Consider the following 8,695-nt stretch of genomic DNA (forward strand, 5'->3'; position numbering starts at 1 on the left):
TACGCCGATCACACCGGTCGTGTGCGCGAGGTCTTCGCTCACGGTTACCCGCCCTGCAAAACCCTTCGCGCCGATGTCACCTGCGTCCACCGCCGCCCGGCCCGCGTTCGTGACGATCGCGATACGCCCCTCTTCCTTGGGCCGGGTTGCGGCGACACATACGCCGTTTCCGAATTTCGGTAAAGTGGAATATTTTCGCCGCCATGCGTTGACCGATACCTTGGGTGTTTTGCCCGTCAGGCAACGCAAGGGATTGTGGCTCCCCTCGTCATTCCGGGGCGCGACGAAGGCGCGAACCCGGAATCCATTTCGCGGCGCGTGATGCGGACCGATGGATTCCGGGCTCGATGCTGCGCATCACCCCGGAATGACGGTTGCGATGTTGATTTGCCCGACGAGGCCTCACGTTGGTATGGTTCCTGCAAGCACTTCAGCCTCCATACTCCCTGACAGAACGAGACAATGCCAAGCCCAAGACCCGACCGTATTCGCAAACTCCTCGCCGACCTCGTCGGCTTCGACACCGTCAGCGACCGCACCAACCTGCCCCTGATTGCCCATATCGAGAGCTACCTCGCCGCGTTCGGCGTCAAGGGCGAGCGCATCGTCGACGTAACAGGGCAGAAGGCCTCGCTTTGGGTCACGATCGGCCCTGAAGATCGCCCCGGTTTCGTGCTGTCAGGCCATACCGACGTCGTGCCCGTCGTGGGGCAGGACTGGAGCCACGATCCGTTTAGGCTGCTCGAGCGCGACGGCAAGCTCTACGGCCGCGGCACCACCGACATGAAGGGCTTTGTCGCGGTGTGCCTGGCCATGGTGCCGGAGATGCTGGAAGCAAGGCTCGCAACGCCGATTCATCTCGCGATCTCCTATGACGAGGAGATCGGCTGCGTCGGCGTGCGGCCGATGCTCGGCGAGGTCGCGAAGAAACGGATCATACCGCTCGGCGCCTTCATCGGAGAGCCGACCGAGATGAAAGTCATCATCGGCCACAAGGGCAAGCACGGCGTGCGCGCGACGTTTCGCGGGCTTGCACGCCACTCCTCGATCGCGCCCGACGGCGTCAACGCGATCGAATATGCCGCCGAGCTAATCGTCGAGATCCGCCGCCGCGCCGTGGCGCTCGCAGCCGTGCGAGCGAGCGACAGCCTCTACGACGTTCCGCACTCGACGCTGCTCACCAGCATCGTGCACGGCGGCGCCGCGCTGAACATCGTGCCCGACACCTGCACGGTGGACTTCGAATGCCGCGGCATCGGCATCACCGAGTCCAGGGAGGTGACGGATGCGATCGTCGCCTGGGCCAGGGCCGAACTCGAACCGGCGATGAAGAAGCAGCATCCGGAGTGCGGCATCGATTTCGAGGAGATTTTGGACTACCCCGCCCTCGACACCGCCGCCGATGCCGCGATCGTCACGCTCGCCAAGAGTCTTGCCGGGCGCAACGACCACGCCAAGGTCGCGTTCGGCACCGAAGCGAGTTTGTTTGCCAGCATGGCCGACATCCCCTCGGTGGTGATCGGCCCCGGCTCGATCGCACAGGCGCACACGCCGGACGAATTCGTGGAGATGGCCGAGCTGGAGAAATGCGCGGTGTTTGTGGAGAGACTGATCGCGCATTGTGCGAAGGCGGCATCGTAGGTGCCGTAGGGTGGGCAAAGCGGAAGCGTGCCCACCACTCTGCCCGCGAACGCTGAAAGATGGTGGGCACAGCGCTACGCGCTTTTGCCCACCCTACGAAGACTGGATTTGCCGCCTTCGCGGGGAATGGCAGCGGCTGTGTGGAAACACCGACGCGGCCCAAAGAAAAAAGGCGCGGCCACATCGGCCGCGCCTTCGTCATTTCTACACCGCGCCCGCCTTTTGCGCGTACTCCCATGAGGCCTGCGACAGCGGTACGGTGCGCTTGGCGGACTCCAGCGCCTTGGCGTTGGCGGCGGTGCCGTCGCGGACGCGGCCGGCGATGCCTTGGGTGATGCCGGCGAGGCGGAACAAATTGTAGGCGAAGTACCAGTTGAGATCAGGCACCGTCATCTTGGTGACGTTGCAATAGATCTGCGCGGCTTCTTCCACGCTCGGGATGTTGAGCGCCTTGAGGTCCGCGCCCTGCAGGCCCGGCATGATCCACTGCATCAACAGGTAGGTGAAGTCGGCCATGGGATCGCCGAGCGTCGACAGCTCCCAGTCCAGCACGGCCTGCACGCGCGGTTCCGTCGCGTGGAAAATCATGTTGTCGAGACGATAGTCGCCGTGGACGATCGAGACGCGCGCCTGCTCCGGCACGGTCTTGGGCAGCCATTCGGCGACCTTCTCGAACTCGGGAATGTGCTGCGTCTCGGACGCCCGGTACTGCTTGGTCCAGCGGTCGATCTGCCGCGCGAAATAATTGCCGGGCTTGCCGAACTCGCCGAGCCCGATCGCAACAGGATCGTACATATGGAGCTTCGCCAGCGTCTCGATCTTGCTGGTGAAGATCTTGCGCCGCGCGTCGCCATCCTGGCTCGGCAGCGTCGGATCCCAGAACACCCGGCCCTCCTCCATCGACATGATGTAGAAGGCCGCACCGATGACGCTGTCGTCCTGGCACAGCGCATAGGCGTGCGCGACCGGGAAACCCTGCTTGCCGAGCGCTGCGATCACGCGATATTCGCGATCGACCGCATGCGCCGAGGGCAGCAATTTGCCGAACGGTTTTCGGCGCATCACGTAGGAACGCTTCGGCGTGTTCAGCCGGTAGGTCGGATTGGACTGGCCGCCCTTGAACTGGAGCACGACCAGCGGTCCCTCATAGCCTTCGACGTTGTCGCGCATCCAGGCTTCCAGGCGCAGTTCGTCGAAGCGATGACGCTCCTCGACCGGCTTGGTGCCCGAGAACTCTTCGTCTTTCCTGACGCCGTCAGCCACGATGACGCTCCCTCTTCAGTCCTGACCATTTCAGGTCGGAGCATGATCCTAATCGGTAACCGCTGACGCACTTGCGTCAAGCGGTCACCGCATCATGCCCTGTCGTTTCTTCAGATCGGGAGCGCCTCCCGGCTCTCCCTCCAGAGATTCCGTTCCGAAAAATCGGAACGGTATCCCTAGTTTCTTGTTTTGACGCGTTTTCTTAGCGCGAACCGGTGTCCACTTCGCTGGAAAACGCTCTCAATGATTGGGAGAATTTGCATACTTCCGAACCTCAAGTCTGGCAATGGCGCGATTGTGCACCTCGTCCGGACCGTCGGCGAGACGGAGCGTGCGGATGTGGGCGTAGTCCTTGGCGAGGCCCGCCTCGTCCGAGACACCGGCGCCGCCGAAAGCCTGAATCGCCTCGTCGATGATCTTCAGCGCCATGTTGGGCGCTGCGACCTTGATCATGGCGATCTCGGCCTGCGCGGTCTTGTTGCCGACCTTGTCCATCATGTCGGCAGCCTTGAGGCAGAGCAGGCGCGTCATCTCGATATTGGTGCGGGCATCGCCGATGCGCTGCTCCCACACAGAGTGCTCGACGATCTTCTTGCCGAAGGCGCTGCGCGAGGACAGGCGCTTCACCATCTTCTCCAGCGCCTCCTCGGCCTTGCCGATGGTGCGCATGCAGTGATGGATACGGCCCGGACCGAGCCGGCCCTGCGCGATCTCGAAGCCGCGGCCTTCGCCGAGCAGGATGTTCTCCTTCGGCACCCGGACGTTGTCGAGCAGCACCTGGGCGTGGCCGTGCGGGGCGTCGTCGAAGCCGAACACCGGCAGCATCTTCTCGACCTTGATGCCGGGGGTATCGAGCGGAACCAGGATCTGCGACTGCTGCTGATGCTTGGCCGCCTTGAAATCGGTCTTGCCCATCAGGATCGCGATCTTGCAGCGGGGATCGCCGACGCCGGACGACCACCATTTGCGGCCATTGATGACGTAGTGGTCACCGTCGCGCTCGATGCGGGTCTCGATGTTGGTGGCGTCCGACGAGGCCACCGCAGGTTCCGTCATCAGGAAGGCGGAGCGGATCTCGCCGTCCATCAGCGGACGCAGCCATTTGCGCTTCTGCTCCTTCGAGCCGTAGCGGATGAACACTTCCATGTTGCCGGTGTCGGGCGCGGAACAGTTGAACACTTCCGAGGCCCAGCTGATGCGGCCCATCTCCTCCGACAGCAGCGCGTATTCGAGATTGGTCAATCCCGCGCCGCGGAATTCGTCGTCCTCATGCTCGCTCGGCGGCATGAACATGTTCCAGAGGCCTTCGGCCTTCGCCTTCTTCTTGAGGTCCTCGAGGATGGGGATCACCTTCCAGCGCTCGCCGGCGTGATCCTGCTGATCATAAATCGGCACCGCCGGGCGCACGTGCTTGGCCATGAAAGACCGCACGCGGTCGAGCCATTCCTTCTGCTTGGGCGACAGATCGAAATCCATGGGACGCTCCTCGTCTCTCTTTGCGAACCTGTTTGCTTCGCGAGCCTGTTTTGCGCCGGACCGTCCTCCCGCTGCGCGGCCCGCAAGCGCGCGGCTTGCGGGCGCTTCGGAACCGGCTTCGCGAGTTGCGAACGAGTCCCGATTGCGATTGACATCTCCGGCCTTCAAACGATAGTTTCATACAACTGTTTGAATTGCAACTCCCTCGCTCACGACGTCATTCCGGGGCGGCCCGCAGGGCTGAACCCGGAATCTCGAAATGTGGGGCGAGATTCCGGGTTCTCGCTTCGCGAGCCCCGGAATGACGGGATGAAGGTCATGGCCAGCGATCATACGAGATCTGCCATTCTCGCCGCCGCCGAACGGCTCTATGCCGATCGCGGCTTTGGCGACGTGACGCTGCGCGACATCGTCGCGGAGGCGGGCGTCAACCTCGCCGCGGTGAACTATCATTTCGGCTCGAAGGACGAGTTGATCGCGGAATTGTTCGTCACCCGCTCGATCGCCACCAACCGCGAGCGCCTGCGCGAATTGAAGGCGGCAGAGGAAGAAGGCGGCGGCCGCGCGCCGATCGAGGTGATCTTGCATGCGCTGGTCGGGCCGACCTTGCGCGGCTGCCTCGGCCCTGAGAACCAGCGCTCCACCGCGGCGCGCTTCATGATCCGCGCCTCGATCGAATCCGTGCCGCCGATCCGCCGCATCAAGAACCGCGAGATCGACCATTTGCGCAAATTCGCCGGCGCCATGCGCCGCGCCCTGCCCGACCGCAGCGACGTCGATATCTACTGGGGCCTCAACTTCGCGCTCGCGATGGCGCACCACACCATCCGCGAAAGCGAGCGGCTGACGAAACTGTCGGAAGGCAAATGCGACCTCGACGACGTCGAGGACGTGATCGCGCGCGTGGTCAGCGTGGCGACGATGGCGCTGACGGCGGGACGGAGCGAGGCAAAGGCGCCGTCGAGGGTGGCGGCGCGGTAGCCATCACGCCATCGCGATGCAGTCGATCTCGACGTCGAAGGGACCGAACCATTCCGGCGTGCAGACGAAGATCCGCGCCGGCGGATCGATCGGGAAATAGCGCGCATAGATGGCGTTGAACGCGGCGAAATGTTTCGTCGAGGTGCAGTAGACGTTGCACTTCATGACGTTGTCGAGCGAGGCGCCGGCCGTCTGGAGGCACAGCTTCATCTGCTCCATGACGATCTCGCTCTGCCGCTCGATCGGCATTTGCGCGATCTCGCCCGTCTCCGGGTCGAACGGCGGCAGGCCGGCAACGAAAATCATGTTGCCGGCGCGCGTCACCGGCGAGACCGGTGCGTTGCGGCGGTCAAGAAAGGTCGAGATCGGTTCGACGCGGAGCGCTTCGCGTTTCATGGCCGGCCACCTTCGGTTCGAGCGGGACTGACGGCTGACTACATTATCCTGCAGCCGGCATGCTTCGCTTCTAATCGAAGTGTGGTTGGGGCCGCGGGTTCAGGCCCGCTGCGGCATCTCCTCGGCCTCTTCCTTGGCGAGCAGCAGCAGCATCTCGATGCCCATCTCGCCTTCCTGCGGCGAGCGGATGAACTTGATCTCCTCGGCACTCTGCCGCAGTGCGGCAATGATGGCGACGGCCTGATTGGCGGTGGCCGCCTCGGTCGCCAGAATTGCCTTCTGGTCCTTGGCCTGGAACCCGATCGTGTAGGACATCCATTTCCCTCCCGACATTACTGGAGAGATCGAATCAGAGTCGGGCGCAAAGCGGAAGCCTGTGCGACTACGGACCGGGATTATCTGGGGATGGCGGGCAAGCCTCAGGCAAGCCCCAGCATCGCGCGCGCGTCCTCCGCGCTCGCAACGCTCGCCCCCAGGCTTTTCAAGATACCCGCGGCATGGGCGACCAGCTCGGCATTGGTCTTCGCCAGCACGCCCTTGGACATATAGAGATTGTCCTCCATGCCGACCCGAACATGGCCGCCGAGCAGATAGGCCTGCGCCACCATCGGGAATTCGGCGCGGCCGATGCCGAAGCCGGACCAGACCGCGCCCGGCGGCAGCAGGCTGCGGGCGTAGAACATCGTCTCCGGCGTCGCCGAGAAGCCGTATTTCACCCCGAGCACGAGCGAGAACAGGCCGGGTCCCTTCAGCGTGCCGTCTGCGAACAGGTCGCGCGCCAGATGGCAGTCGCCGCTGTCGAACAGCTCGATCTCCGGCAGCACGCCGGCCGCCTTCATCCGCTCGGCCATGATGCGGACATTGCGCGGCGTGTTGATCACGACCTCGCCGCCGGAATTCATGGTGTTGAGGTCGAGCGTGCAGATGTCGGGCTTGAGCAGCTCGATATGCTCGACGCGCTTCTCAGGGACAAGCAGCGTGGTGCCGGGGCCGGCGACGCGGGGGTCTTCGACCGAGGGCACGAAGCGGCCGCCGGGGCCGGTCGTCAGGTTGATGACGAGCGAGGTGTTGCGGGCGCGGATGCGCGCCATCACGTCGCGGTAGAGATCGATCTCCATCGAGGGCCGCCCCGTCGCGGGATCACGCACATGGATGTGGACGATGGCGGCACCGGCCTCGGCGGCTTCCAGCGCCGAGGTCGCGATCTGCTCGGGGGTGATGGGTAAATACGGCGACTGCTCGGGTTTTGTGAGGTTGCCCGTGATGGCGCAGGTGATGATAGTTTTGCCTGATGTCATGGAATTCCTCCGCTTCGCAACTCAACGAGTCTAGCTGAACGCGTTGTCGCAGAGTAGCTGCGCCCCCTCGCCCCGCTTGCGGGGAGAGGGTTGGGGTGAGGGGGACTCTCCGCAAGGACGGTGCGAGTTGGACTCGTGGAGAGTCCCCCTCACCCGGATTCGAGCTCCGCTCGAATCCGGCCTCTCCCCGCACGCGGGGAGAGGCGAAGACAAGCCTAGATGATCCCCTGCTGCTTCAGCGTCTCGATCTTGCCGGCGTCATAGCCGAGCTTGCCGCCGAGCACCTCCTGCGTGTGCTCCCCTAACAGCGGCGGCGCGCGATATTCGGTGATGGGGGTGCCCGACAGGGTCAGCGCGTTGCGGATCAGCGAGAGCTCGGGCTCGAACTTGTGCTCGGTCTTCACCCGCATGCCGCGCGACTGGACGTGCGGATCGGAAAACACCTGCTCGAAATTGTTGATCGGGCCCGAGGGCACGCCAGCCTCTTCCAACTTGTCCAGCCAGTAGGCCACCGGCTGCTTCAGGAACAGGCCGGCGAAGATCGCCATGATCTCCTTGCCGTGCACGACGCGGTCGTTGTTCTTGATGAAGCGCGGATCGGTCGCCAGCTCCGGCGCGCCGAGCACGGCGCAGGTGCGCTGGAACTGGCCGTCATTGCCGACCACCAGCATCAGCTCGCCGTCGGTGCAGCGGAACACGCCGGCCGGCATGCCGCCATTGCCCCAGGTGCCGCGGCGCGGCGGCGTCTTGCCGTTGACGAGGTAGATCTGCAGCCAGTGCGACAGCGAGGCGATGACGGTGTCGAACAGGCAGACGTCGATATGCTGCCCCTCGCCGCCGTTGACGTCGCGATGATAGAGCGCCGAGAGAATCCCGATCGAGGTGTTCATGCCGGTCATGTAGTCGACGATCGACGGGCCGACCTTCATCGGGCCCTCGCCGGGCTCGCCGTCGATATGACCGGTGACGCTCATCAGGCCGCCCATCGCCTGCAGGATGGCGTCATAGCCGGCGCGCGGCGCATACGGTCCAGTCTGACCGAAGCCTGTCACCGAACAATAGATGATGCCGGGGTTGATCGCCTTGATGGTCTCGTAGTCGAGGCCGTAGCGCTTGAGATCGCCGACCTTGTAATTCTCCATGAAGACGTCGACGTCCTTGGCGAGCTCGCGGATGATCGCCTGCCCTTCGGGCTTGGCGATGTTGACGGTGACCGACTTCTTGTTGCGGTTGGCGCAGAGATAGAAGGAATTGTTGTTGTTGGCCTTTCCTTCCGGATCGGTCAGGTAAGGCGGCCCGAACGCGCGCGCGTCGTCGCCGGTGCCCGGCCGCTCGATCTTGATCACCTCCGCGCCCAAATCGCCCAGCATCTGGGCCGACAAGGGTCCGGCAAGCACGCGCGTGAGGTCAAGGATCTTGATGCCTGAGAGCGGCAAGGCCGACATGTCGATTTCCTCCGGGGACTGGATCTTGGCGCGGCGGCTCTGAGCGGCCACGCCCCCCAGCGGATACACTATTTTGGCGCCTTGAGCACTGCACTGGCGGCATACGGCTATCCCCGGCTCCGGCAGCAAGCGAATTCCTGTCCGCAGCTTTCCACGCCGCGAATATTGCCTGATCGGCTCAGGTCACGGCTGGCG

The 8,695-nt window shown here is 63.9% G+C and carries 8 protein-coding genes and 1 pseudogene; 2 read left to right on the plus strand and 7 right to left on the minus strand.

Annotated elements, in window-relative coordinates:
• Positions 1-249 (minus strand): annotated as a pseudogene (locus tag IC66_RS43850) (hypothetical protein); the annotation flags it as partial.
• Positions 250-462: 213 nt separating this feature from the next.
• Between IC66_RS43850 and argE the strand changes: the two are divergent.
• The gene (gene argE, locus IC66_RS0132800) at positions 463-1,641 is read left to right on the plus strand and encodes an acetylornithine deacetylase (protein ID WP_038950478.1); all 1,179 of its coding nucleotides are present in this window, start codon (positions 463-465) and stop codon (positions 1,639-1,641) included.
• Between the two features lie 204 nt (positions 1,642-1,845).
• On the opposite strand, the gene IC66_RS0132805 is transcribed toward argE, so the two are convergent.
• Together IC66_RS0132805 and IC66_RS0132810 are read right to left on the minus strand one after the other, a co-directional pair.
• A complete protein-coding gene (locus IC66_RS0132805) occupies positions 1,846-2,904 on the minus strand; it encodes a phosphotransferase family protein (RefSeq protein ID WP_038950480.1) in 1,059 nt (352 codons plus the stop codon).
• Between the two features lie 240 nt (positions 2,905-3,144).
• Complete coding sequence (locus IC66_RS0132810) at positions 3,145-4,380, minus strand: acyl-CoA dehydrogenase family protein (RefSeq protein ID WP_038950481.1); 1,236 nt, start codon at positions 4,378-4,380, stop codon at positions 3,145-3,147.
• Between the two features lie 318 nt (positions 4,381-4,698).
• On the opposite strand from IC66_RS0132810, the gene IC66_RS0132815 reads away from it, so the two are divergent.
• Complete coding sequence (locus IC66_RS0132815; protein ID WP_028141049.1) at positions 4,699-5,361, plus strand: TetR/AcrR family transcriptional regulator; 663 nt, start codon at positions 4,699-4,701, stop codon at positions 5,359-5,361.
• A 3-nt stretch (positions 5,362-5,364) separates the two neighbouring features.
• On the opposite strand, the gene IC66_RS0132820 is transcribed toward IC66_RS0132815, so the two are convergent.
• From IC66_RS0132820 to IC66_RS0132835, 4 genes are all read right to left on the minus strand, one after another.
• Positions 5,365-5,757, minus strand: a complete 393-nt coding sequence (locus IC66_RS0132820) for a RidA family protein (protein ID WP_028141050.1) — start codon at positions 5,755-5,757, stop codon at positions 5,365-5,367.
• Between the two features lie 99 nt (positions 5,758-5,856).
• Entirely contained in the window at positions 5,857-6,072 is a 216-nt protein-coding gene (locus tag IC66_RS0132825; RefSeq protein ID WP_028141051.1) for a hypothetical protein, read from the minus strand.
• A 104-nt stretch (positions 6,073-6,176) separates the two neighbouring features.
• Positions 6,177-7,055, minus strand: coding sequence for a 3-keto-5-aminohexanoate cleavage protein (locus IC66_RS0132830; RefSeq protein ID WP_038950482.1), 879 nt, complete (start codon positions 7,053-7,055; stop codon positions 6,177-6,179).
• A gap of 215 nt (positions 7,056-7,270) precedes the next feature.
• Positions 7,271-8,500 carry a CaiB/BaiF CoA transferase family protein gene (locus IC66_RS0132835; protein WP_028141053.1) on the minus strand — a complete coding sequence of 410 codons (1,230 nt, stop codon included), beginning with the start codon at positions 8,498-8,500 and terminating at the stop codon, positions 7,271-7,273.
• Positions 8,501-8,695 lie beyond the last annotated feature (195 nt).

It is taken from the genome of Bradyrhizobium genomosp. III (genome assembly GCF_000261705.1).
Taxonomy (GTDB): Bacteria; Pseudomonadota; Alphaproteobacteria; order Rhizobiales; family Xanthobacteraceae; genus Bradyrhizobium; species Bradyrhizobium ottawaense.